Source organism: Sphingopyxis sp. DBS4, assembly GCF_024628865.1.
In the GTDB taxonomy this organism is placed as follows: Bacteria; Pseudomonadota; Alphaproteobacteria; order Sphingomonadales; family Sphingomonadaceae; genus Sphingopyxis.
Window position 1 is genome coordinate 2,581,688 of record NZ_CP102384.1, and the last position, 23,503, is coordinate 2,605,190.

Annotated in this window: 29 protein-coding genes; 11 read left to right on the plus strand and 18 right to left on the minus strand. The window is 66.5% G+C overall.

Translation table 11 applies throughout. The annotated features are described in order from the left end of the window. Positions 1 to 136: 136 nt before the first annotated feature. Positions 137 to 1,168: a fatty acid desaturase family protein gene (locus NP825_RS12270; RefSeq protein ID WP_257543786.1), complete on the plus strand. Its 1,032-nt coding sequence runs from the start codon at positions 137 to 139 to the stop codon at positions 1,166 to 1,168. A 100-nt stretch (positions 1,169 to 1,268) separates the two neighbouring features. On the opposite strand, the gene NP825_RS12275 is transcribed toward NP825_RS12270, so the two are convergent. The 5 genes from NP825_RS12275 to NP825_RS12295 all read right to left on the minus strand — a co-directional run bounded on the left by NP825_RS12275 (position 1,269) and on the right by NP825_RS12295 (position 5,598). Then, on the minus strand, positions 1,269 to 2,045 hold the full coding sequence (locus tag NP825_RS12275; protein WP_257543788.1) for a DUF2063 domain-containing protein: 777 nt from the start codon (positions 2,043 to 2,045) through the stop codon (positions 1,269 to 1,271). Next, positions 2,038 to 2,889 (minus strand): DUF692 domain-containing protein, encoded by an 852-nt coding sequence (locus NP825_RS12280; protein WP_257543791.1) that lies wholly within the window; start codon positions 2,887 to 2,889, stop codon positions 2,038 to 2,040. Before NP825_RS12280 ends, NP825_RS12275 begins: the two co-directional genes overlap by 8 nt. A 55-nt stretch (positions 2,890 to 2,944) precedes the next feature. Next, positions 2,945 to 3,256 (minus strand): hypothetical protein, encoded by a 312-nt coding sequence (locus NP825_RS12285; RefSeq protein WP_257543793.1) that lies wholly within the window; start codon positions 3,254 to 3,256, stop codon positions 2,945 to 2,947. Positions 3,257 to 3,372: 116 nt separating this feature from the next. Next, on the minus strand, positions 3,373 to 3,855 hold the full coding sequence (locus NP825_RS12290) for an asparaginase domain-containing protein (protein WP_257543795.1): 483 nt from the start codon (positions 3,853 to 3,855) through the stop codon (positions 3,373 to 3,375). Between the two features lie 141 nt (positions 3,856 to 3,996). Next, positions 3,997 to 5,598 carry a lysine--tRNA ligase gene (locus tag NP825_RS12295; RefSeq protein WP_257543797.1) on the minus strand — a complete coding sequence of 534 codons (1,602 nt, stop codon included), beginning with the start codon at positions 5,596 to 5,598 and terminating at the stop codon, positions 3,997 to 3,999. Between the two features lie 120 nt (positions 5,599 to 5,718). On the opposite strand from NP825_RS12295, the gene NP825_RS12300 reads away from it, so the two are divergent. From NP825_RS12300 to NP825_RS12310, 3 genes are all read left to right on the plus strand, one after another. Then, positions 5,719 to 6,087 carry a PilZ domain-containing protein gene (locus NP825_RS12300; protein WP_257543799.1) on the plus strand — a complete coding sequence of 123 codons (369 nt, stop codon included), beginning with the start codon at positions 5,719 to 5,721 and terminating at the stop codon, positions 6,085 to 6,087. Between the two features lie 160 nt (positions 6,088 to 6,247). Next, a complete protein-coding gene (locus NP825_RS12305; protein WP_257543801.1) occupies positions 6,248 to 9,004 on the plus strand; it encodes an ATP-dependent DNA helicase in 2,757 nt (918 codons plus the stop codon). Between the two features lie 46 nt (positions 9,005 to 9,050). Continuing rightward, positions 9,051 to 9,602 (plus strand): histidine phosphatase family protein, encoded by a 552-nt coding sequence (locus tag NP825_RS12310; RefSeq protein WP_257543803.1) that lies wholly within the window; start codon positions 9,051 to 9,053, stop codon positions 9,600 to 9,602. A gap of 169 nt (positions 9,603 to 9,771) precedes the next feature. On the opposite strand, the gene NP825_RS12315 is transcribed toward NP825_RS12310, so the two are convergent. From NP825_RS12315 to rpmF, 5 genes are all read right to left on the minus strand, one after another. Next, the gene (locus tag NP825_RS12315; protein ID WP_257543806.1) at positions 9,772 to 10,176 is read right to left on the minus strand and encodes a MerR family transcriptional regulator; all 405 of its coding nucleotides are present in this window, start codon (positions 10,174 to 10,176) and stop codon (positions 9,772 to 9,774) included. A 14-nt stretch (positions 10,177 to 10,190) separates the two neighbouring features. Further along, on the minus strand, positions 10,191 to 10,484 hold the full coding sequence (locus NP825_RS12320; protein ID WP_257543808.1) for an integration host factor subunit alpha: 294 nt from the start codon (positions 10,482 to 10,484) through the stop codon (positions 10,191 to 10,193). A 179-nt stretch (positions 10,485 to 10,663) separates the two neighbouring features. Beyond that, complete coding sequence (locus NP825_RS12325; protein WP_306996735.1) at positions 10,664 to 11,629, minus strand: beta-ketoacyl-ACP synthase III; 966 nt, start codon at positions 11,627 to 11,629, stop codon at positions 10,664 to 10,666. Further along, entirely contained in the window at positions 11,626 to 12,660 is a 1,035-nt protein-coding gene (gene plsX, locus NP825_RS12330) for a phosphate acyltransferase PlsX (RefSeq protein ID WP_257543810.1), read from the minus strand. Before plsX ends, NP825_RS12325 begins: the two co-directional genes overlap by 4 nt. A 23-nt stretch (positions 12,661 to 12,683) precedes the next feature. Then, positions 12,684 to 12,860 carry a 50S ribosomal protein L32 gene (gene rpmF / locus NP825_RS12335; RefSeq protein ID WP_053553947.1) on the minus strand — a complete coding sequence of 59 codons (177 nt, stop codon included), beginning with the start codon at positions 12,858 to 12,860 and terminating at the stop codon, positions 12,684 to 12,686. Between the two features lie 326 nt (positions 12,861 to 13,186). On the opposite strand from rpmF, the gene NP825_RS12340 reads away from it, so the two are divergent. Next, a complete protein-coding gene (locus tag NP825_RS12340) occupies positions 13,187 to 13,627 on the plus strand; it encodes an MAPEG family protein (RefSeq protein WP_257543820.1) in 441 nt (146 codons plus the stop codon). Between the two features lie 33 nt (positions 13,628 to 13,660). Here NP825_RS12340 and NP825_RS12345 read toward each other — a convergent pair whose 3' ends face one another. Then, positions 13,661 to 14,326, minus strand: a complete 666-nt coding sequence (locus NP825_RS12345) for an MBL fold metallo-hydrolase (RefSeq protein ID WP_306996751.1) — start codon at positions 14,324 to 14,326, stop codon at positions 13,661 to 13,663. Positions 14,327 to 14,568: 242 nt separating this feature from the next. On the opposite strand from NP825_RS12345, the gene NP825_RS12350 reads away from it, so the two are divergent. Beyond that, positions 14,569 to 14,928, plus strand: coding sequence for a hypothetical protein (locus tag NP825_RS12350; protein ID WP_257543822.1), 360 nt, complete (start codon positions 14,569 to 14,571; stop codon positions 14,926 to 14,928). Positions 14,929 to 14,959: 31 nt separating this feature from the next. On the opposite strand, the gene NP825_RS12355 is transcribed toward NP825_RS12350, so the two are convergent. From NP825_RS12355 to NP825_RS12365, 3 genes are all read right to left on the minus strand, one after another. Further along, positions 14,960 to 15,535, minus strand: a complete 576-nt coding sequence (locus NP825_RS12355) for a TIGR02281 family clan AA aspartic protease (RefSeq protein WP_257543824.1) — start codon at positions 15,533 to 15,535, stop codon at positions 14,960 to 14,962. An 18-nt stretch (positions 15,536 to 15,553) separates the two neighbouring features. Beyond that, positions 15,554 to 16,126 (minus strand): hypothetical protein, encoded by a 573-nt coding sequence (locus tag NP825_RS12360; RefSeq protein WP_257543826.1) that lies wholly within the window; start codon positions 16,124 to 16,126, stop codon positions 15,554 to 15,556. Between the two features lie 145 nt (positions 16,127 to 16,271). Then, entirely contained in the window at positions 16,272 to 17,003 is a 732-nt protein-coding gene (locus NP825_RS12365; RefSeq protein ID WP_257543828.1) for a folate-binding protein YgfZ, read from the minus strand. Between the two features lie 175 nt (positions 17,004 to 17,178). On the opposite strand from NP825_RS12365, the gene pyrC reads away from it, so the two are divergent. Next, entirely contained in the window at positions 17,179 to 18,201 is a 1,023-nt protein-coding gene (gene pyrC / locus NP825_RS12370; protein ID WP_257543830.1) for a dihydroorotase, read from the plus strand. A 122-nt stretch (positions 18,202 to 18,323) separates the two neighbouring features. Here the strand turns inward: pyrC and rarD are convergent, their stop codons facing one another. After that, positions 18,324 to 19,241, minus strand: coding sequence for an EamA family transporter RarD (gene rarD, locus NP825_RS12375; RefSeq protein ID WP_257543833.1), 918 nt, complete (start codon positions 19,239 to 19,241; stop codon positions 18,324 to 18,326). Between the two features lie 10 nt (positions 19,242 to 19,251). Further along, complete coding sequence (locus tag NP825_RS12380; protein ID WP_257543835.1) at positions 19,252 to 19,473, minus strand: hypothetical protein; 222 nt, start codon at positions 19,471 to 19,473, stop codon at positions 19,252 to 19,254. A 182-nt stretch (positions 19,474 to 19,655) separates the two neighbouring features. On the opposite strand from NP825_RS12380, the gene NP825_RS12385 reads away from it, so the two are divergent. The 4 genes from NP825_RS12385 (at position 19,656) to NP825_RS12400 (ending at position 22,179) form a co-directional block, all read left to right on the plus strand. Further along, positions 19,656 to 20,054 (plus strand): glycine zipper 2TM domain-containing protein, encoded by a 399-nt coding sequence (locus NP825_RS12385; RefSeq protein WP_257543837.1) that lies wholly within the window; start codon positions 19,656 to 19,658, stop codon positions 20,052 to 20,054. A 164-nt stretch (positions 20,055 to 20,218) separates the two neighbouring features. Further along, positions 20,219 to 20,770, plus strand: a complete 552-nt coding sequence (locus NP825_RS12390; RefSeq protein WP_257543839.1) for a GNAT family N-acetyltransferase — start codon at positions 20,219 to 20,221, stop codon at positions 20,768 to 20,770. Further along, positions 20,767 to 21,207, plus strand: a complete 441-nt coding sequence (locus NP825_RS12395) for a DUF1330 domain-containing protein (protein ID WP_257543841.1) — start codon at positions 20,767 to 20,769, stop codon at positions 21,205 to 21,207. Before NP825_RS12390 ends, NP825_RS12395 begins: the two co-directional genes overlap by 4 nt. Before the next feature lie 219 nt (positions 21,208 to 21,426). After that, positions 21,427 to 22,179: a hypothetical protein gene (locus tag NP825_RS12400; RefSeq protein WP_257543843.1), complete on the plus strand. Its 753-nt coding sequence runs from the start codon at positions 21,427 to 21,429 to the stop codon at positions 22,177 to 22,179. A 196-nt stretch (positions 22,180 to 22,375) separates the two neighbouring features. Here the strand turns inward: NP825_RS12400 and NP825_RS12405 are convergent, their stop codons facing one another. Together NP825_RS12405 and NP825_RS12410 are read right to left on the minus strand one after the other, a co-directional pair. Beyond that, a complete protein-coding gene (locus NP825_RS12405) occupies positions 22,376 to 22,558 on the minus strand; it encodes a CsbD family protein (protein ID WP_257543845.1) in 183 nt (60 codons plus the stop codon). Between the two features lie 110 nt (positions 22,559 to 22,668). Continuing rightward, positions 22,669 to 23,385 (minus strand): Crp/Fnr family transcriptional regulator, encoded by a 717-nt coding sequence (locus NP825_RS12410; protein WP_257543847.1) that lies wholly within the window; start codon positions 23,383 to 23,385, stop codon positions 22,669 to 22,671. Positions 23,386 to 23,503: the final 118 nt, after the last annotated feature.

Below are 23,503 nucleotides of genomic sequence, written 5' to 3' on the forward strand. Positions count from 1 at the left end.
CCCTCCGCGTCTCCGCGTGAACTATTCTCCTTTCTTCTCTGCGGTCTCCGCGCCTCTGCGCGAATTCTATCCACGCCGGCTTTCCTCCTGAAACGGAAGGGGTTGGGTTTCGGTTCGCAACTTGTTAGGGTGGATCATGTCCGCTGTCCGCCTCCTGCCGCCCACCCGCTTCTTCGATCGCACCGAATGGGCCGCGATCACCGCCCCCTCGCGCTGGCGCGGCGTCTGGCTGGTCGGCCATGCGTGGATCGTCAGCATCGCGGCGGTCGGACTCGCGGCGTGGAGCGGTCATCCGCTCGCCTGGCTGCTCGCGATTATCATCGTCGGCGGGCGCCAGCTCGGCCTGGCAATCCTGATGCACGAGGCTGCGCACGGCCTGCTGCACCCCAACAGAAAAGTGAATAATTTCCTCGGCCAATGGCTGACCGGATCGGCCGCCGGATCGGACCTGATCGCCTATCGCACCTATCATCTGCAGCATCATAAATATACGCAGCAGCCCGAAGACCCCGACCTGTCGCTGTCGAAACCCTTCCCGACCACGCGCGCCAGCCTGGGGCGCAAGATATTGCGCGACCTGACCGGGCAGACCTTCTTCAAGCAGCGCATGGCGCAGTTCGGCTATGCCTTCAAAGGCCTGCAGGCGATGCTGCGCGGCGAGCGGGGCGACAAGAAGGGAGCGAGCACCAAGGCGGGCACACCGTTCAACAAGCAGTCGGATGACGGCGTGACGTCACCGACGGTCGACGTCGCGGGCGCGATGGCGGTGACCCGCGCGGTCGGGCGCTTTCTGCTGGTGCAGGCGGTGCTGCTCGCGGCGTCGCTATTGCTCTATGGCTGGACGCCCTGGCTGCTGTGGATCGCCGCGCTCGCGACGACCTTTCAGCTTTTCCTCCGCATCCGCAACATCGCCGAACATGCGTGCACGACGACCGGGAGCGAGGATCCCTTCACCCATGCGCGCACGACGCACGCGGGCTGGATCGCGCGGGCGACGGTCGCGCCCTATTGGGTGAATTACCACGCCGAGCATCATCTGTTCATGGGCGTCCCCTGCTATCGTCTGCCCGCGGTCCACGCGATGCTCGGCCGGCAGGGGCAACATGCGGCGATGACGATCGCGCCGCATTATCGCGCGGTACTGCGGCAGGTGACGGCGAAGGGTTAGCATGACTTGTGTGTCCCCGCGAAGGCGGGGACCCATCTCCGGTGGGTCCAAAATGGCACCGGACGGAGATGGGCCCCCGCCTTCGCGGGGGAACAGGTTTTCAATAATGCCGGTGTTCCGCCAGCACCCCATCAGCGAGCCATTGGCCGAGCCAGCCGGCAAGCTCCTCCATCGCGGCGGCCTCTCCGACCGCTTCGATGACATGGGCGCTGAGCCCGGTGAAGGTCGCGCCCGCTTCGAGCCGCGCGAGCGCTCTCGCCTCGATTTCGGACAGGCTGCGGAAATGCGGCTGCAGGCCGTTCCGCCAGACGAGCAATGCGATGGGTTCCGTGAGCTCGACCGGCTCGGGCGGTTCCTCCCCGTCATCGAGCGCGCGCCATAGCGCCGCGACGTTGAAGCGCGCCGACAACAAGCTCGCGGACGGATGGAGCCTCAGCGGCTGATCGAGCCACGTCTCGCCCAGCCCGGTCACGCGCACGGCATCGAGCGCCGGAACATCGGGCGCGTCGAACGCCGCGCGCAACGCCCAGTCGAGCCGCGCCAGTTCGGCAAGTTCGCCGTCGTCGGGAAAATGCTCGGCCAGGAAGGCCGCGAAACCGCCGCCATAATGGCGGAGGTTGCGCGTCGTCGACGGGTGGGCGGCGACATAGGCGCACGCCACATTATCGAACTGTTCGTCGCCGAGCCAGGCGTGCAGCCGCTCGTAATGATCGGCGAGCACGCCGGTCAGGCTGGCGCGGTAATTGTTGCGATAGATGGCAAGCCGCTTCGCCGCGCCGACACGCGCGTCGTCGACGATCAGCGCCCCGGCATCCGCATCGCCATCGACGATCGCCGCGAGAAAGCGCCGCTGAACCTCGCGCAGCGGCTCAGGCATCGGCACCCTCCAGCACCCGCGCGGCGACCGTCCGCGCTCGGTCCAGTTCGGCGATGACGTCGGCGAGCGGCGGAATATTGTCGTCGCGCTCGATCATCGTCGCCACCGGCCCGAACATCGCGATCGCCCGCGCATAAAGATTCCACACCGCGTCGCAGACGTCGGCGTCGTGGGTGTCGATGACATAATCGCCCATGTCGCTGTGCCCCGCGAGATGGATCTGCTGGATGCGGCCAGCGGGCAAGCCGGCCAGATAGTCGAGCGGGTCGAAACCGTGGTTGCGCGCGCTGACATAGATATTGTTGACGTCGAGCAGCAACAGGCAGTCGGCGCGCTCGGCCATGTCGGCGAGGAAGTCCCACTCGCTGCGATCCGACGAGCGAAAGGTGACGTAGCTCGACGGGTTCTCGATCAGGATGCGGCGGCCGAGAAAGTCCTGCACCCGGCCGATATTGTCGACGACGCATTGCAGCGCCGGCGCGTCATAAGGGAGCGGCAGCAGATCGTGGCTGTTGTGCGCGTCGATCCCGGTCCAGCAGAGATGGTCCGAAATCCACAGCGGCTCGACCCGTTCCGCCAGCGCCTTGAGATCGGCGAGATAGGCCCTGTCCAGCGGCTCGTCCGACCCGATCGACAGCGACACGCCGTGCATCACCATCGGATAGTCGGCGCGGATGCGGTCGAGCATGGCGAGCGGGCGCCCGCCCGGCACCATGTAATTTTCGGAGATGATCTCCAGCCATTCGACCGGCTGCGGTCCCGCCAGAAAATCGGAATAATGGTCGGGGCGCAGGCCGAGGCCAAAGCCCGGCGATGGCACTGTCCTGCTGTCCTCGGCGCGCACGCTCGCTCTCCGTCGGCGGTTCGGGTCCGGCGCCGGCCGGACCCGTCCGTTGTCGTCAGACCGCGATCTTGCCGCCGTCGGTCAGGCATTTGCCCGCGGCGAGCTTCTTGAAGCCCTTGCCCTTGCAGCTGTTCGCGCCCGCGCAGCTATTGCCCGCGGTGCTGCACCCGGCGTCGCCGCTGCACGAGCTTGCCTCGGTCTTGCAGTCCGAGGTGCCCTTGCAACTGTTGACGCCATAGCATTTGACCGTGTCGCTCGCGCCGACGCGCTTGGCGTGCGGCGCCGGGTCGGCGGCGAGCGCGGCGCCCGAAAGCGCGACCGCGGTCGCCGAAGCGGCGATGAGACTGGCGAGTTTGTGGCTGTTCATGTGATCGTCCCTTCCCTTGGCTGTCCAGATAGAAGTGGGGCGACTCGTCGCCCGCTGTTCTTGTCACACGACCCGGCGGCCTTGTCGCATGATCTCGATCACAGGCGAAAGGAAATTCAGGTCCCGGCGCGGAAGCGTCCGGCGGCGCGGTCCTTCACCGTCGTCGCGGGGTCGAAAATCATCCCGTTCATCGCGACATAGACGCCGGGCGGCAGCGTCTGCACCGCGGCGAGCGCGAAGCCGACGTTGAATTCGGCGTCGCTCGCGCGCACCGACGCGGGCTGCATCGCCCCGGTGAGCACGATCGTCTTGCCCGCGATCCCCGCGAGCACGCGCCCGGTGACGACCATCGTGTCGGTGCCGTGGGTGACGAGGATGCAGTCCGCATCGCTCGCGGCGACCGCGGCGCGGATCGTCTCGCGGTCGGCGTCGTCGAGCTCGAGGCTGTCCTTGCGCATGAGTTGCGTGACGCGGTGCGGGACGTGGACATTATTCTCGCGCAGCATGTCGGGGATCGCCGCGGGGCCGATCTGGAACTCGCTGAGCGCGTCGAAATAGACTTTGTCGATCGTTCCGCCGGTGGTGAAGATGTCGATCATCAATCTAGCCCCTTCATTCGCAACATGCGTTCCAAGAGCCGATCGCCCTGAGCTTGTCGAAGGGCCGTTCTTTCTTTCGGCGTCGAAAGAAAAAAGAACGGTGCTTCGACAAGCTCAGCACGAACGGATTACAGGATTTCCCTAGTCCAACGCTTCCGCAATCAACCGCCGCGTATTCGCGATGCCGAACAGCGCGATGAAGCTGCCCATGCGCGGCCCCGCGCTCGACCCGAGCAGGGTTTCGTAGAGTGCCTTGAACCAATCGCGAAGATTCTCGAAGCCATAGGCCTCATCCTTGCCGATCTCGTAGACGATGTTCTGGATATCATCGGCCGAGGCATCGGCAGGAAGCGCGGCGAGCTTGTCGTCGAGCGCCTTCAGGGCCGCCCCCTCACCGCCCTGCGGCTTGCGGCGCTGCAAGGTCGGCGCGACGAAATCGCGGTTATACGCCATCGCATTGTCGATCAGCCGGTCGAGTTCGGGATAGGCGTCCGCATTCGCACCCGCGACATATTGGCCGAGGTAGCGCCAGATCTGGTCCTTCGAGGCATCGGCGCCCATCACCCCGACGAGGTTGAGCAGCAGGCCGAAAGTCACCGGCAGTTCGGCCGCGGGCACATCCTCGCCGCGCGCGACATGGACGTGGTGCACCGGGTTGCCGAGCTTCTTGTCGCCGTCCTGCGCCGGATAATTGCCGCGCATCTGAAGATATTCGTCGACCGCCTTGGGGATCACGCCGATGTGAAGCTGCTTCGCCGCCTTGGGCTCGCGATAGGCAAAGAAAGCGAGGCTTTCCTCGCTGCCGTAATCGAGCCATTGTTCGAGGCTGAGGCCGTTGCCCTTCGATTTCGAAATCTTCTCGCCCTTTTCGTCGAGAAACATCTCATAGATCAGCCCCTCGGGCTTGCGGCCGCCGAGCGCTTTCGCGATCTTGCCCGACTGGATGCCGCTGTCGGTCAGATCCTTGCCGTACATCTCATAATCGACGCCCAGCGCGACCCAGCGCATCGCCCAGTCGACCTTCCATTGCAGCTTCGCGCCGCCCGAAAGGATGCTGTGCGTGATCGTCTCGCCCTCGTCCTCGAACGAGACGAGCCCGGCGTCCGCGTCGACGACGGTCACCGGCACCTGGAGCACGATGCCCGACTTGGGGCTGACCGGCAGGATCGGCGAATAGGTCGCGGCGCGCTCGGCCCGCAAGGTCGGCAACATGATGTCGAGAATGTCCTGATTGTGGCGCAGGACATTCTTCAGCGCCACGTCGAACGCGCCCGACTTGTAGCGCTCGGTCGAGCTCACAAACTCATATTGGAAGCCGAAGCGGTCGAGAAATTCGCGCAGCATCGCATTGTTGTGATGCGCGAAACTCTCATACTTGCCGAACGGATCGGGGATGGCGGTGAGCGACTTGCCGAGATGTTCGCGCAGCATAGCCTGATTGGGCACATTGTCGGGAACCTTGCGCAGCCCGTCCATGTCGTCGCTGAACGCCACCAGCCGCGTCGCCGCGCCGCCGGTCAGCGCCTCATAGGCGCGGCGGACCATCGTCGTGCGCAGCACTTCGTTGAAGGTGCCGATGTGCGGCAGGCCCGAGGGGCCGTAGCCGGTCTCGAACAGCACCGCCTCACCCCCCGGCTTGCCGTCGGGATAGCGTTTGATCAGCTTGCGCGCTTCCTCGAACGGCCAGGCCTTGGACGTTTGCGCGGGCTCGCGCAGCGAAGGATGCAGGTGCAGGTCAGTCATGGCTGCGCCCATAGCGGCAAGATCGGCCAATTCGAAGGCAAAAGTGCCCACATGGGGCACATCCCGGTTGTGAGATCATCATTACCGGAAAATTTACCATGTCGGGCCTAGCTTCCCCCCATGACGAATTTTCGCGCCCCCACGGCACGCAGCCACAAGCGGACTCCGGTCTCGATCGAGATCATGGTCAACGGCGTCCTCAACTTCGTCGGCGGCCGCATCGCCGACCTGTCCGAGGGCGGGGCGCGAATCGACGGGGCGAGCATGCCGGCACGCTCGCGCTGCGAAATCCATTATGCGGGCGAGGTCACTTATGCCGTCGTCATGTGGTCCGAATTCGACCGCATGGGGGTGCGCTTTCCTTATGAGCTGACGCACGGGGCGCTGTTCAAGGCGCTGGAGGCCGCGCGGCGGAGCGCGGTGATGGATACGCCGCCGGTGTTTCTGAACCAGCGCGCGCCGATGTTCGGACGGCGGGGGCTCAATTAACCCAACCAACCATACCCAAACATCGTCATTCCCGCGAAAGCGGGAACCCAGAGCGTGCGTCGGCCTACCCCACCCTGGGTCCCCGCTTTCGCGGGGATGACGAAATGAGGCGGTCATCCGCACGCTTGCCGCGTTCCTCTTTTGTCCCTAGCGTGGGGCCATGCTCCCCCGCGTCGATCCCCTTGCCCTGCCCGCACTCCATGCGAGCCATGTCGGCATCTGGATCGCCGATGCGGGCGGGCGCGTGCAACGGGTCGGGCGCGGCGAGGCGATCGCGGCGGTGGCGGCGACACCGCACCTGCTGCTGGGCGCCACGCTGACCGGCGACCGGCTCGGCTATCCCGAATTGTCGGGGCTCGACCTGCTCGAACTGTTCGCTTTCCTTTATCCCGCGCGCTTCGCAGTGCCGACCCCTGCGGGAATCGCCGCCGCGCTCGGGCTGACGCCGCCCACGCGCGAGGATGACATTGCCGTCTTTCTGCCGCAGGCGGCGGCGGCGATGCTCGCGAGCCTCGACGACCCGGACTGGCCCGAGCGCGAGGGGGCGTGGCACGCTCTCCAGGCGCTCGGCCGCCAGCGCTGGCCGTGGGCCTCGCTGCTGCAATCGCGGCTCGATCCGCCGGGCAAGGCCGATCGCTGGCTGTTCGCGCGCCTGCCCGAATGGGAGGAAGCGCCGCCGCGCGCGCAGCCAAGGCAGGTGACGGTAAATCCCGACGACGTGACGGCGCGGTTGGACCGGCTGACCGGCGACGGCGCCGAGCGGCGCGCGGGGCAGCAGGATTATGCCCGCGCCGCCGCCGCGATCTTCGGCCCACGCGCGCGCAAGGACGCGCCAGAGATGCTGGTCGCCGAGGCGGGCACCGGAATCGGCAAGACGCTCGGCTATCTCGCCCCCGCGAAACAATGGATCGACCAGTCGGCGGGCGCAGTCTGCATCTCGACCTTCACCAAGGCGCTGCAACGCCAGCTTTCGCGCGAGACCGAGAAGCTCTATCCCGACGCCGCGACGCACCGCGAGAAGGTCGTCGTGCGAAAGGGGCGCGAGAATTATCTCTGCCTGCTCAATCTGGAAGATGCGCTGCAGGGCGGCTTTTCGGGGCGCGCGGCGATCCTCGCGCAGCTCGTCGCGCGCTGGGCGGCCTATACGCGCGACGGCGACATGGTGGGGGGCGACCTGCCCGGCTGGCTCCCCGCCCTCTTCCGTCGCAACGGCACCACGGCGCTGACCGACCGGCGCGGCGAGTGCATTTACGCGGGCTGCCCGCATTTCCGCAAATGCTTCATCGAACGCTCGGCGCGCGCCGCGACGCAGGCCGACATCGTCATCGCCAACCACGCGCTGACGATGGTGCAGGCCGCCCGCCCGCGCCCAAGTTCGCAGGAGGGGGGCGGCGCGCCCGCGACGCGGCTGATCTTCGACGAGGGGCATCATCTGTGGGATGCCGCCGATTCGATGTTCGCGGCGGCGCTGACCGGACAGGAAGCGTTGGAAATTCGCCGCTGGGTGCTCGGCCCCGAAGGCAAGTCGCGCGGGCGGCGGCGCGGGCTCGCGGCGCGGCTCGCCGACGTCGCGAGCTATGACGAGGCGGGCGAGCGCGCGATCCAGGCGGCGATCGCCGCGGCGGGCGAACTGCCCGGCGAAGGCTGGCTCGCCCGGATTGCCGAGAAGGAGCCATGGGGCGCGATCGAGCGGCTGCTCGTCGCGGTGCGCGGACAGGTCTATGCACGCAGCGTCGACACGCGCACCGCCGACGCGGGCTATGGCCTCGAAACCGAACTGGCCGACCCCGATCCCGAACTGGTCGCGGCGGCGGCGGGTGCGAGCGACGCGGTCGAGGCGCTGCTGCGGCCGCTGCTGGCGCTCGGCAAACGGCTCGACGCGCTGGTCGAGGACCCGCCCGACTGGCTCGACGGCCAGGCGCGCGCGCGGGTTGACGGCGCGCGGGCGAGCCTCGGCACGCGGATCGACACGCTCGGCGCATGGCTGTCATTGCTCGGGCGCGTCGGCGGCCCCGCCGATCCCGATTTCGTCGACTGGCTCGCGGTCGATCGCTACGACGGGCGCGAGTTCGATCTGGGGCTCCACCGCCACTGGCTCGACCCCGCGCGGCCGGTCGCGGAGGTGGTGTATCGTCCGGCGCAAGGCGTACTCGTGACCTCCGCGACGCTGCGCGGCGGCGGGCGCGGCGGATCGGGATGGACCGACGCCGACATCCGCACCGGCGCGCGGCATTTGGGCGGCGGGGTACGGCATTTCGCGGTGCCGAGCCCGTTCGATTATGCACGCCAGTCCGAAGTGCTGATCGTCACCGACATCGCGCGCGGCGACCTTCCCGCGCTCGCGGGTGCCTACAGCCGGCTGATCGAGGCATCGGGGGGCGGCGCGCTGGGGCTGTTCAGCGCGATCCGGCGGCTGCGCATCGTCCATGCGCGGATCGCCGACCGGCTCGCGCGCGCCGGGCTGCCGCTCTATGCCCAGCATGTCGATCCGCTCGACACCGGAACGCTCGTCGACATCTTCCGCGCCGACCCGCACGCCTCGCTGCTCGGCACCGATGCGCTGCGCGACGGCGTCGACGTGCCGGGCGATTCGCTGCGGCTCGTGATCATGGAGGGGGTGCCTTGGCCGCGCCCGACGATCCTGCACGCGGCGCGGCGCGCGGCGCAGGGCGGCAGCGCCTATGACGACAGCGTCATCCGCGCCCGCATCGGCCAGGCCTTCGGCCGCCTGATCCGCCGCGCCGACGATTTCGGCCAGTTCGTGATGCTGTCGCCGAGTTTCCCGTCGCGGCTGCTGAGCGCCTTTCCCGAGGGCACCCCGATCCGCCGCCTGCCGCTCGACGAGGCGGTGAACCACGTCGCGGCCGCCAATGTGCAGCAGCGAAAAAGCGCATATCCTGCCTTTTCACCGTCATGAGTTTGCGGCAGAAGGCCGGGAACGAGGGGACAGGCGGGGAGCGATCTTGAAGAGTTTGACCATCCTGCGGCACGCGAAATCGGGTTGGGACGTGGCTGTAGAGCGCGATTTCGACCGGCCGATCAACGCGCGCGGGCGGCGCGGCGCCGAACTGATCGGCCAATATGTGAAGCGGCACGCGATGCCGGTCGACCGTATCGTCGCCTCGCCCGCGGTGCGCGTCACCGAAACGCTCGACATCTTCCAGCCCGCCGCGGGCCTCGACGCGATCGAGCCGGTCTGGGACCGGCGTATCTATCTCGCCTCGGCGGCGACGCTGATCGACGTGCTGCGCGACACCGGCAAGGACGCCGAACATCTGCTGATTTCGGGGCATAATCCGGGGCTCGAGGATCTCGCGCTGATGCTCGCGCCCGAAGAGGGCGACGGGAATTTGCGCGCCGCGGTCGAGGAAAAGCTGCCGACCTCGGCGCTGGTCCGGCTCGAGCTCGACATCGCCGACTGGTCGGCGCTCGACGTCAATCAGGCGCGGATCACCGCCTTCGTTCGCCCGCGCGACCTCGACCCGGCGCTCGCGCCGGCGATGGATGATGATTGACGTTGACTGTCGGCATTGGGTGGCGACCGAATTATTTCCTACCCTTCGTCATTCCCGCGAAAGCGGGAACCCAGAAGCGGGGTTAGCCGACGCACGCTCTGGGTCCCCGCTTTCGCGGGGATGACGAGATTGGGAGATGTCACAATCGAATATCGCCCAGGCGCGGCGCTCACCCGATCGCCTCGGCAAGCCGCCGGCGCAGCGCGATCAGCGCATCCACCGGAACCCCATGTGATGATGCGACGGAAGCCGGCGTGGCAACCGAAGGGGCGCCAACCTCGGCAGCGACGACGCCATTGGGCTGCGACAAGGCCTTGCGCGCGCCCTCGACCGTGAAGCCCTTCACATGCAGCAGATGGTGGATGCGTTCGGCCAGCGCGACGTCCTCGGCGCGGTAATAGCGCCGCCGCCCCGACCGCTGGAGCGGGCGGAGCTGCGGAAAGCGCGTTTCCCAATAACGCAGGACATGCGTCGGCACGCCGATGCGATCGGCGAGTTCGCCGATCGCGAGCATCGCGCTCGCCGCCTTGCCCCTGTCCGCGCTTCCACCCGCGCCATGGTCGGAATCAGCCATGCGCCATACCCAGGCTATTTACCGGCGACGCGAGCACGCATCGACTGGCTGGCGCGAAAGGTCATCACCCGGCGCGGCAGGATCGGCACTTCGATCCCGGTCTTGGGATTGCGGCCGATCCGCTGCGCCTTGTCGCGCAGCACGAAGGTGCCGAAGCCCGAAATCTTCACATTCTGCCCATTGGCGAGCGCGTCCGACATATGGTCCAATATCGATTCGACGATCGTCGCCGATTCATTGCGCGACAAGCCGATCTGCTGGTTGATCTTCGCCGCGATATCGGCGCGCGTAAGCGTCCCTGACGTCATCTTCTTCCCTTCCCCTCCTGAAGCGGATGCAACCCAAAGGTTCCCGGAAGGCCCCCACCGACACGAGTCCCGCTCCCTATGTAACAAAAGCGAATAAATCCTCCAAACTGAATTGGATGGAGCGAGGAGTTGATGCGGTGAACATATTCCCTCCCACAAGCGGGGGAGAATCGCTGGAATCAGACGCGCAGGACCGCCGCGCCCCAGGTGAAGCCGCCGCCCATCGCCTCGAGCACGACAAGGTCGCCGCGCTTGATGCGGCCGTCGCGGACCGCGAGGTCGAGCGCGAGCGGCACTGACGCCGCCGACGTGTTCGCGTGCTGGTCGACGGTCAACACGACGCGCTCGGCGGACAGGCCCAGCTTTTTCGCGGTCGCGTCGATGATCCGCTTGTTCGCCTGATGCGGCACAACCCAGTCGATGTCGCTGGCGGCAAGGCCGACCTCTTCCATCACCTCGCCCAGCACCGATGCCAGGTTGGTGACGGCATGGCGGAACACTTCGCGGCCCTGCATGCGGACGTGGCCGACGGTGCCGGTCGTCGACGGACCGCCGTCGACGTAGAGCATGTCGCAATATTTGCCCTCGGCGTGGAGCCGGGTCGCGAGGATGCCGCGATCGTCGGTGACTTCCTCGGCCGACAGGACGACCGCGCCCGCGCCATCGCCGAACAGGACGCAGGTCGTGCGATCCTCCCAGTCGAGGATGCGGCTGAACGTCTCGCTGCCGATCACCAGCGCGTGCCGCGCGGCGCCGGTGCGGAGCATCGAATCAGCGACCGAAAGGGCATAGAGGAAGCCCGAGCAGACGGCGGCGACGTCGAATGCGATGCAGTCGGGCGCGCCGAGCAGCGCCTGCACCTTGGTCGCGCTGGCGGGGAACGTATTGTCGGGGGTCGCGGTGGCGACGATGATCAGGCCGATATCGGCCGCGTCGAGCCCGGCGGCCGCCAGCGCTTCCTTCGCTGCGGCAGCGCCCAGCGTCGCGGTCGTCTCGTCGGGTTCGGCGATATGGCGAAAGCGGATGCCGGTGCGCTCGACGATCCATTCGTCGCTGGTATCGACGCGCGTCGCGAGTTCGGCGTTGGAGACGCGCGTGCGCGGCAAAGCCGAGCCGGTGCCGGACAAAATCGCGCGCAGGGTCATGCCGCGGCGCTCCCACGGAAATTGGCGAGATCCTCGGTCACCTGACGCGTGATATCCTTTTCGATGAGTTCGGCGCAGAGGTGGACGCAATTCGCGACCCCCTTCGCATCGGCGCTGCCGTGGCTTTTCAGCACGACGCCGTTGAGCCCCAGGAACACCGCGCCATTATGGTTGTTGGGATCGAGATGGTGGCGCAGCAATTCGGTCGCGGGGCGCGAGATCAGGAAGCCGATCTTCGAACGCACCGACGAGGTGAAGGCGCGGCGCAGCAGGTCGGTAACGAAGCGCGCCGTTCCCTCGATCGTCTTGAGCGCGATATTGCCCGAGAAACCGTCGTGGACGACGACATCGACCTCGCCGCGCGACAATTTGTCGCCCTCGATGAAGCCGGCGAACTGCATCGGCAGCCCCTCGGCCTCGCGCAGCAGCGCGGCGGCGTCGCGGATTTCGTCGGTGCCCTTGAGCTCTTCGGTGCCGATGTTGAGCAGCGCGACGCGCGGCTTTTCCAGGCCCATGGCGGTGCGGGCATAGGCGGCACCCATGACCGCGAACTGGACCAGATTGTTCGCGTCGCAATCGGTGTTGGCGCCGAGGTCGAGCATGACGACGTCATTGTCGCCGAGCGACGGCAGCAGCGCCGCGAGCGCCGGCCGGTCGATCCCCGGCATGGTGCGCAGCGCGACCTTCGCCATCGCCATCAGCGCGCCGGTATTGCCCGCCGAAACGGCGCCGCCGGCGTCACCGCGCTTCACCGCGTCGATCGCGAGCCCCATCGAGCTGCCGCGACCGCCGCGCAGCGCCTGGCTGGGCTTGTCCTCGCCGGAGACGACCTTGTCGGTGTGGATGATCTCCGACGCCGCGCGCAGGTTCGGGTGGTTGTCGAGCGCGGTCTTGATCCGCGTCTCGTCGCCCACGAGCAGGAAGCGCAGACCGTCGTGCTGGTGGCGCGCCATCGCCGCGCCCGCGCACATCACGCGAACGCCCACGTCACCGCCCATCGCATCGATCGCGATTCGCGGTGTCAGGCTCATTTTCTGGCGCTCTCCGGCTTGGCTTAGGCGCCAGCCACCACTTCGCGGCCGTTATAATGGCCGCAGGCGTTGCACAGGTTGTGCGGGCGCTTCAGCTCGCCGCAATTGGGGCATTCCTGAAAGGCTTCGACCTTCAGGCTGTCGTGGCTGCGACGCATGCCGCGCTTCGAGGGCGAGGTTTTTCGCTTGGGGACGGCCATGTTATTTCCTGCATTCCTATATGTTCAATCGAATCGGCGAACCCGAACATGTCACCTCCGTTGCCGGAAATGACTGGCCCGCCCACCGCGCCGAAGACCTGTTACCGCCTGAAAAGCGGCCGGAAATCTTCCGCCGGTGGGTGCCTCAACGCCTGTTGGTGTCGGGTGCCGGATCGGGCGCGGCTATAGCGTTTTTGCCCGCAAAGGCAACCCCCGAGGCAAAGGGGCGATCGACGCTCCCGCGAACAGGAAGCGGCCTTGCCCTGCCCCTCCGTCAATGCCACATCTCCGTCCTTGCCGGAATCCCGGCCAACAGGGGGGACTATATGATCATCTTGCCGATCAGCCTGACCATTGCCGCGGCCGCGGCGCTGCTCAATCTCTGGCTCAGCGTGCGCGTCGGGCGGGTGCGGACGCGGGAGAAGGTCTTCGTCGGCGACGGCGGCAACGAAGCCGTCACGCGGCGGATGCGCGCGCACAGCAATTTCGTCGAGAATACCGCTTTCGTGCTGATCCTGCTCGCGCTCGTCGAGCTCGGCCTGGGGCCGTCGATGGCGCTTTGGGCGGCCGGCGCGCTCTATCTGGTCGGCCGCATCCTCCACGCGCTCGGCATGGACGGGATGCGCTGGGGCCGCATGATTGGCACTATCATCACCATGTTGACCCAGCTCGGCCTCGCAATCACCGCGCTGACCGTCGTCTATACGACCCCGGTGAGCTTCGGCGCGGCGAAGGCCGTGCATACGGAAGTGGTCGCACCGAATTGATGATCGCTCCTCCCGCTTGCGGGAGGGCTATCTTCAGGTCCCCACCACCCCATCGGCGACATAGGGGTTCGTCCGCCGTTCCTGCGCGAAGCTGCTGTGCGGACCGTGACCGGGCAGGAAGATGGTGTCACCGCCGAGCGGCCACAGCTTCTGCGTGATCGAATCGAGAAGCTGCTGGTGATTGCCGCGCGGAAAGTCGGTGCGGCCGATCGATCCCTGGAAAAGCACGTCGCCGACGATCGCGAGCTTCGAAGGCCCGTGATAAAAGACGACATGGCCGGGCGTGTGGCCGGGGCAGTGGATGACGTCGATCTGAAGATTGCCGACCGTCACCTTGTCGCCGTCGACGAGCCAGCGGTCGGGTTCGAACGGCTCGCCCTCCATGCCGAAGCGCGCGCCGTCCTCGCTCAGCTTTTCGATCCAGAAGCGGTCGTCCTCGTGCGGCCCCTCGATCGGCACGCCGAGTTCCTTCGCGAGCACCCCGGCCTGACCGCAATGGTCCATATGACCGTGCGTGACGAGGATCTTCTCGACCTCGACCCCGGTCTGCCGGACCGCTTCCCGGAGCTTGTCGAGGTCGCCACCGGGATCGACGAAAGCCGCCTTGTTGGTTTCAGTGCACCACAGCAAAGTGCAATTCTGCTGGAAAGCGGTGACCGGCACGATCGCGGCCTTCAGCGGGGGATGGGGAGCGTTCATGGCAGCGATGTGGGGAAATCGCCGGGGTTTGGCAAGAGCAACGCCGTCGGCGGCTCGGGTGCCTAAAGACGGTTTGCGACCGATTGCGGACATCGGCGAAGTGGTGCATGTTACTTGCTGACTGACAGGCGAGGAGCGCAATGGGTGGCTTAATTCGGAAGCTCGGCACCAGGCAGTTCTGGAGGCCCATCATCCAATGCCTCTTTTTGATGGCGACAGGCGCTTGGTTGCTCATTGCTTATATGACGACGCGTATGCCGGTTACAGATCAACTGAGAGACTTGAGCAACGACGTTCATCTTGGATGGTGCATTCTGTCTATCGCATGGTGCGTCTCAGCCCCTCGTAACAACGAGGCCGATCACGACTTGAGCCCAGCGCGTAGCGGAACAACCGTAGTTGCAGTTTGCGGTATCGCTGCAGCGATATTTCTTTCGCGAGATGCGGATTGGCCTGAAGGTCTTGTTGTGCCGGGACTGATCCTGCTCAGCACCGCTGTGATCGCACTTTTCGTCTACCGCTTCGCATCACGCCATGCTTCGGAGATTGGCGAAGCGCGCTTTAATACCATGGCAAGTTCGCGGCATCGGGACAGCCGGTAGCGTCCGCTTCCCACCCCAAGCACACCCCGCCTCACCGCAGCGTCATCATATCCCCTTCGACATTCACCGCGTCGAGTTTGGCGAGGAAGCTCTGGCCGAGCAGCGAAACGCCCATGTCGGCGTCGATCACCGCGGCCTCGACGTTGCGGACCTCGATGCCGTCGACCTCGACGCGGTCGAGCATCGTGATGCGCATCGGTATCTGCCCGCCGGCCGTCTGCGCCATGCCCGCGACCGGCAGACGGTCGACGTCGATCCCGATCGCTTCCGCATCGCGGCGCGTCAGCGCGACGAGCGAGGCGCCGCTGTCGACGAGCATGCGGATCTGCGTCCCCTGCACATCCGTGTCGGCATAGAAATGCGAATCGGAGGCGCGCCGGAGTCGAACCTCGCTCGGCCGCGAGGCGGCAGCCTTGGCGGACGCCGCAGCGGCGTCCCGCCCGCGCGTCGTCCAGTTGCTTTCGCCGGCATAGGGGTCCGGCGCGGGCGCCGCGGGCCCTTCGGCCCTTTGACGGCCCGCGATATTGGCTATGCCGATCGAGCCCACCGCAATGATACCGGCCAAGGAGATGAAACGCTGCAACATGGCGCGCTTGTCGCAGATCATGATTGGGGAATGGTTAAATCAGCCCTCGACGAAGGCGCGCCAGCGCGGCGCGCCGTCCCGCACCGAATAGGTGATGCGCGCGCACGCATAGGGGCGCACCGGCGCATTGTCCGCTTCGCGTGCGGTGCGCGGCCATCCGGTATCGGCGGCACCCTCTGCAGCCCAGCAGACGATCGCCTCGGCCTCGGGTCGCGCGGCGATCGCGGCGCGATCCGCGGTGTTCAACGTCGCGGGCGGCTGCCACCCCAGGATGATGCGGCGAGTGCCAGCCTGCCCGGAAAGCGCCTGGCCGAACGGGCCGTCGCGGTCGCGCAGCAAGGCGGCAACGCGCGCGCGGTCGGGCGCGCTCAGCCACGGCCCGCCGAGCAGCGGGCCCCAGCGGCTTTCCTCGCCCGATCGCAGCGCGGGCAACAAGTCATCCGCGGCCGCCGCGAAGCGCGCAGTCCACGGCGAATCCGGGGCGAGCGGCACCAATAGCGAGGGGGCGGCCGCTTCCTCGGGCGCGATCGGCACGAGCGGAGGATCGGCGGCGAGGACCGGAGCAACCGGGAGAGCGGCGGCGAGCGCCGAAGCGATCAGAAGGGCGCGCATGGCGGTAAATCTACCGCGCCCGCCTGCACCTGTCATGAACCGCGACTGGGGGTAGTGGGTCGATGTGAATATCGGTGTGCGACCGGCTCGCGACCCCCTTCATCCTTTGTCATGCCGAAACAAGTTCAGGGTGACGAGGAAGGTGTCATGCCCCCCGATCGGCGGTGAGCGCTTCGCGCATCCAGCCAGGCGCGGCGGCGGGGTCGATATTTTCGACTCGGCGATGCTCGACCGACCAGCCAAGCTCAGGCCAGGTGACAACCTGCCGCTTGTCGTCGGCCTCGCCGATCGGCACGACCACCAGCCGCCGATTGACCTTCTGCCGCCAGTTCATTCGCGCCGTATTCTCCTGCCCGACATAGCAGCCCTTGGTGAAGCTGACACCGTTCAGTTCGGCGGCGTTGCATTCGAGCCAAAGCGTCGTGCCGTCACCGAGTTCGGCGCGCCCCTCGGTAACGCCGAGCGACAGGCGGTGCGCCTGCCAGGCGGCATCGGCACCCTCCCCTTCCCCTGCGGGCGCAAGCCAGCGTTGGCCAAGGTCGGACAGGCGCGGATCGACGACGCCGAGATCGCCTTCCTTCGCCCAGTGGACGCCGAGCCCGTCCTCACGCGCAATCGTGATCGCGCGGCGGAGGCGATAGAGCGTCAGGCGCTTGGTCAGATCGTCGGCGGCGGCGCGCTCGCAATCGATCAGCACATCCTCTTCGTCGCCCCAGATCAGGAAATCGAACAGCGCTTTCCCCTGCGGGGTCAGCAGCGCCGCCCACACCGGCAGATTGCCCGAAACATCGTTGGTGACGAGGCCTTGCAGAAAGCCGCGCACATCCTCGCCCGAAAGTCGAAGGAGCGCGCGATCGTTGAGGGTGGTATTGGGCATAAACGGAAAATAGGGCGGCGTGCCGACAACTTAAAGCCCCTCCCGCCTGCGGGAGGGGTTTGGGGTGGGCCTGGACGTCAACTTCAGCTAAGCGCCGCCACGGACTCGCCCACCCGCGTTCAGAGTCACGCGCCTCTGAACGCCCCCTCCCACCTGCGGGAGGGAGGAGATACGAATGACCGACCGCCTGACGATCCGCCTTCCCGACGACTGGCACGTCCATCTGCGCGACGGCGCGATGCTGGAACAGGTCGCGCACCATACCGCGCGCCAGTTCGCGCGCGCGATCGTCATGCCGAACCTGTCACCGCCGGTGACGACCGCAAAGGAAGGCATCGCCTACCGCGACCGCATTCGCGCCGCAGTGCCGAAGGAATTCGACTTCACGCCGCTGATCGTCGCGTACCTCACCGATCATAGCGACGCCGACGAGCTGGCGCGCGGCCATGCCGAGGGCGTGTTCACCGCGACGAAGCTCTACCCCGCCCATGCCACGACGGGCAGCGCGCACGGCGTCACCGACATCGCGAACATCATGGGTGTGCTCGAACGCATGGCCGAGATCGGGATGCCGCTGCTGATCCACGGCGAAGTCACCGATCACGACGTCGACATCTTCGACCGCGAGGCGGTGTTCATCGATCGCACGCTGGCGCCGCTGGTCAAGGCGTTGCCGACCCTCAAGATCGTTTTCGAGCATATCACCACGGCCGAAGCGGTCGATTTCGTGAAGGACGCGCCCGCCAATATCGGCGCGACGATCACGCCGCAGCATCTCCATATCAACCGCAACGCGATGCTCGTCGGCGGCATCCGCCCGCACGCTTATTGCCTGCCCGTCGCCAAGCGCGAGCAGCACCGGCTCGCGGTGCGCGCGGCGGCGGTGTCGGGATCGCCGAAATTCTTCCTCGGCACCGACAGCGCCCCGCACGCGGTGCATACGAAAGAGGCTGCCTGCGGCTGCGCGGGCATCTTCAACGCACCCTACGCGCTCGAATCCTATGTGACGGTGTTCGACGAGGAAGGCGCGCTCGACAGGTTCGAAGGGTTCGCCAGCGAGCATGGGCCGAATTTCTATGGTCTGCCGCTCAATGGCGGGACGATCACGCTGGAGCGCGGGGAAACGCTCGTGCCGGAGCGGATCGGCGAGGTCGTGCCTTTCCATGCGGGCGAAACGCTGGGCTGGAAACTTACTTAACCCTTCCGTCACCCGGACTTGATCCGGGGTCCATTTAGAGCTGCGTTGGTAAGAATGGATGCCGGATCAAGCCTGTCCTGAGCCTGTCGAAGGGTCCGGCATGACGAATTGAGGTAACAGGCTCAGATCGATCCGCCCATCCGCTCGGCGCGCATCTTCCTCCACATGTCGAAGCTGAACACCGCGATGCTGATCCAGATCAGCACGAAGCAAGCGAGTTGCACGGGTTTCAGCGGTTCGTGGAACGCGAACAGGCCGAGCAGGAATTGCAGCGTCGGCGCCAGATATTGCGCGAAGCCGAGCGCGGCGTAGCTCATCCGCCGCGCCGCGGTCGCGAACAGCAGCAGCGGCACCGCGGTCACGATCCCGCCCGCCATCAGCAGCAGACTGATCGAACTGTCCGCCCCGAAACCGCGCGCGTCGCCGACCCACAGATACCAGCCGGCGGCCGCGAGCGCCAAAGGCATCAGCAGCGTCGTCTCGATCGCGAGGCCGGGCAGCGAGCCCACCGGCACGATCTTGCGGATCAGGCCATAGAAACCGAAGGTCAGCGCCAGCGTCAGGCTGATCCACAGCGTGTCGAGCGCGCCCGCGAGCAGAATCGCGACCCCTATCCCTGCGATGACGACCGCGACGAGTTGCAGCCGGCCGAGCCGTTCGCCCAGAAAGAGCATCCCCAGCATCACATTGATCAGCGGATTGAGATAATAGCCGAGGCTTGCTGCAAGGACGTGGCCGGTGAAGATCGCGAAGATATAGACGAGCCAGTTGACCGCGATCAGCAGCGCGCTCGCAAGCAGCATCCGCAGCACGCGCGGGTCGCGGAGCGCCGCGAGATAGCCGGAGATCTGGCGGCGAAAGACCATGATGAGAAAGCAGAGCGGCAGCGACCAGATGATGCGCTGCGCCAGCACCTCGACCGCCGGGACGCTTTCGAGCAGTTTGAAGAACAGCGGGACAAAGCCCCAGATCGTATAGGCGGCGAGCGCATAGGGCAGGCCGCCCCGATCGCTCCCCGCGGGGGCGGAGGAAGGTGCCATGATCCTTCGATCAGATGATGCCGCCGCCGAGCATCAGGCGAACGACGCCGATGACGATGACGACGATGTTGAGATTGCGCCCGCTGGTCCGGTTCGACATCGCTCCGAGCGCCAGCCCGACGACCGCGATCGGCACGACCACCCAATTCGCCCAGCCGAGCAGCGGAATGAAGGCGGGAATGGCGAGAATCAGCGCGATGACGCCGATGACGATCGAGGCGATGTTCAGCATGTTTCTAGATGTCGCATGGCCGCGCGCCACCTTCAAGGCCCTTTCGGTTCGTCGATGGATTCCCTCGCTTCGTCTCGTTGCCTCAGGTTCATGCAACGGCTTTCGGACCCGGCTCGTTCTCTCCTCGAAGCGCCCGGTTCCGTTCGGAACGGAGGCGCCGAGACCAGGAAAGGATTTGAATAATGCGTATCTTGACCAAAGGCATGATGGGCCTGTTCGTCGCGGCCAGCGTCGTCGGCACCGCGCCCGCCTATGCCGGCGTGTCGACGGCCGTCCCCGGCTATCATCAGGCCGAGGCGTCGGCGGATTATTACAAGAAGCGCAAGCATAACCGCAATTATTACGCCTCGCGCGACCAGCGCGTGAACAGCAACACGCGCATCTGGCGCGGCAGCGACGGCCGTTACCGCTGCAAGAAGGACAATGGCACGACCGGCCTCCTGATCGGCGGCGCGGTCGGCGGCCTCGCCGGCCACGAGATCGCGGGCAATGGCGACAAGCTGCTCGGCACCGTGCTCGGCGCCGCGGGCGGCGCGCTGCTCGGCCGTGAGATCGACAAGGACAAATATCGCTGCCGCTAAGCGACAGGAACCCGTCGCGGGTGTGGGTCCGAGACCCCTCCGCCCGCACCACGTGATGGAGAGGGCGCCGGTCTAACCACCGGCGCCCTCAAATTTTTCGTGGGCCTTGCCCCGCGATCCCGCTTGCCGCACAAACAGCGGTCCATCGCTGCGGGAGAAGAGACATGTTGAACGGCCCCCTGCTCGTGACCGAGCGGCTGATCCTGCGCCCGCCCGCAACCGAGGATTTCGACGCCTTTGCCGGCATGTGCGCCGAAGAAGAGACGATGCGCTTCATCGGCGGCACCTGCCCGCGCTCGGCGGCATGGCGCCAATGGTGCACGCTGGCCGGCGCATGGCACATTCGCGGCTTTTCGATGTTCTCAGTGATCGAGCGCGACAGCGGCGAATGGGTCGGCCGCCTCGGCCCGTGGGAGCCCGACGGCTGGCCCGCGCCCGAAATCGGCTATGGCGTGCGGGCGAAATTCGCCGGCAAGGGCTATGCCTTCGAGGGCGCAGTCGCGGCGTGCGACTTCGCGGTCGAATTTCTGAAATGGCCCGAACTGATGCATAGCATCGATCCCGCCAACACGCGCTCGCAGGCGCTGGCGAAGCGGCTCGGCGCGACGAACAGCGGCCCGACCCGCCTCCCCGCCCCGTTCGAGAATGCCCCGGTCGACGCCTGGACGCAAAGCGCCGACGCCTGGCGCGCGAAACGCAAGGAGTTCCAGCCATGACCGACCGCCACGTCGACCCAGAGCGCGCGCAGTTCGACGCCTTCAAGGCGCTGCCGCGCAACACGGTGATCCACATGCTCAACCTCGTCCGCTTCAAGGACAAGGCGACCTATCCCGCCGATCACCCGCTCGCAGGCGCGAACCTCAGCGGGGCGGAGGCCTATGCGAACTACGGTCGCGACAGCGGGGCGGTGTTCGAGCGGCTCGGCGGCCGCATCGTCTGGCGCGGCGCGATGGAGGCGATGGTGATCGGCCCCGACGGCGAACATTGGGACGCGATGTTCGTCGCCGAATATCCGAACAGCGGCGCCTTCATGGCGATGGTGACCGACCCGGTCTATCGCCTGGCGGTCGTCCACCGCCAGGCCGCGGTCGAAACCTCGCGGCTGATCCGCACGGCGCCGCGCGAGACCGGATCGGGGCAGTTCGCCGATTGAATCTCTTCCCATGTCATCCCGGCGAAGGCCGGGATCTCACCATCGCGTCCTACAGCAGCGGCGAGACCCCGGCCTTCGCCGGGGTGACGGGGAACGAAAGATTCCGTCTCGCTCCGGCACAGTTTTGGGCTAACAAAGTCTTACCCGTTAACGCATTTTATTTGGGCCTTTTTAACCAGGATCGGGCATTCCGGGCGAGATATTAAGGGAGTGTTAGCTATGATCGTGCGGGGCAAATGGCTGATCGCGGGCCTGATGGTGGCGGCGACGGTGCCGCTGGCGGGCTGCCGCGACAATCCGGCCGCCAAGGCTGATCTTCAGCCGCTCGACGACGGGCTGACCGACAGCGACCCGGCGGTCAAGGGCGCGCTCGAAGACAAGATCATGGTCGACCCCAAGCTGACCGGCCAGGCGAACCGCAACGCCGCGGCGCCGGGCAACCGGCCCGTCGACGGCGGCGTCCCCGGCATCGCGGCGGGCAAGGCGGCGGCCGCCGCCGAAGCCGCGGCGGCGCAGGCCGCGGGCAAATTGCTCGCCGCGCCGAAAGCTCTGCCGTTCGAGGAAGGCTGCAATGGCGATTGCGCCGCGAAGCGTCCGGTCACGATCGGCGCGCTGGCACGCGAGCAGCAGAAGGGAAGCTGCGACGCCAAGCTGACTTATGGCAATGCATGGGCCGACCGCCTGCCCGCTGCGTTCAAAGTCTATCCGCGCGCAACGCTGCGCGAGGCCGCGGGGGTTGCCGGCGGCAAGTGCAACATCCGCGTCGTCAATTTCCAGACCGCCGCCTCGATCCAGGGCGTGCTCGACTATTATCACACGATGGCGGTGCGCGCCGGCTACACCAGCGACCACCGCGTGCGCGGCAACGAGCATATGCTCGGCGGCACCAAGGGCGACCTCGCCTATGTCGTTTTCGCGCGCCGCGACGGCGGCATGACCGACGTCGATCTGGTCGCGTCAGGCGGGAAATAAGACGCGGGCACATCGAGCGTTAAATCCGTGTCCTGAGACATCTTCGTCACCCCGGACTTGATCCGGGGTCCCGCTTGTCACCGTCGCTGAGCGGGACCCCGGATCAAGTCCGGGGTGACGAAGAAAATGCTACTCTGCCCTAGAATAAAAGGCCCCGGAACTCCGGGGCCTTTCGCTGCGTGACGATACGCGATCGTCAGATTTTGTCGCCGAGCGCGCCCTTGACCTTGCCCTTCAGATTCTGGGCTTCGCCCTTGCGCTCCTGCGCCACGCCTTCGGCGCGCAGCCGTTCGTTGTCGGTCGCCTTGCCGACCGCCTGCTTCACATTGCCGGCAGCTTCGTTGGCGAGGCCCTTGGCCTTGTCCGTCAGTTCACCCACGGGGTTTCTCCTTGGTTTTTCAGAGGCGAAAGGGGTGCGCCTCTTGCCGGATCAACGAGGCAGCGCCCCGCTTGTTCCCCCTTGCGGGACCAACGGCCCCGAAGCAGGGATCATCCGCTCGCGGCGATGTCGTCGAGCGCCGCCGGGCTCAGGATCGTGACGCGATTATAGTCGACCGCGATCAGCCCCGCCGCCTCGAACCCGCGCAGCAGTTTGTTGATGCTCTGTCGCGTCACGCCGAGCATCGCGCCGAGCTGTTCCTGCGGCAGGCGCAGCGCCAGTTCGATCCCCGCGGGGCCCGCAACACCGTGAATCCGCGCAAGATCGGCGAGAGTCGCCGCCATCCGCTGTTCAAGCGAGCCGAGCTTCTGATTGTTGAGCTGACGCAGGCTGTCGCCGTGCCGCGCGCACATCAACAACGCGATGTCGCGCCAGAGAATGGGATCGGCATCGAGGATCGCCGCCAGCCCGTCGCACGGCAGGTGCAGCAGCACGCTGTCCTCATAAGCGGTATAGACATAATGGATCGGCGGCTCGGCAAGCAGGCGGACGATCGCAAGGATTTCGTGCGGCCCCTGCAGGCTCAGCACGAATTTCTTGCCCGCCGCCGACGCGCGGCTGACCTCGACCTCGCCCGCGGCGATGACGAACGCCTCGCGCCGTTCGGGATCGCGCGCGAAGATTTCGGCGCCACGCCGATATGGCTCGGCGCGCGCGATCGCCGCGACCTCGGCAAGCCGCGCCTCGGGCCAGCCCGCGAACAGCGGGCAGAGGCGAAGCGCGGCGAGACGGTCCTCGCGCGACCATGCTCCTTGGCTCGCTACCATGCACGCACCCCCTAATTCGTCATTGCGAGCGAAGCGAAGCAATGACGAGCCTTGTTATTGCCGCCCCGGTCTAAACGCGAACCGCAAGTTCCCCAAGAGATTGTCGGCGCGATGACAG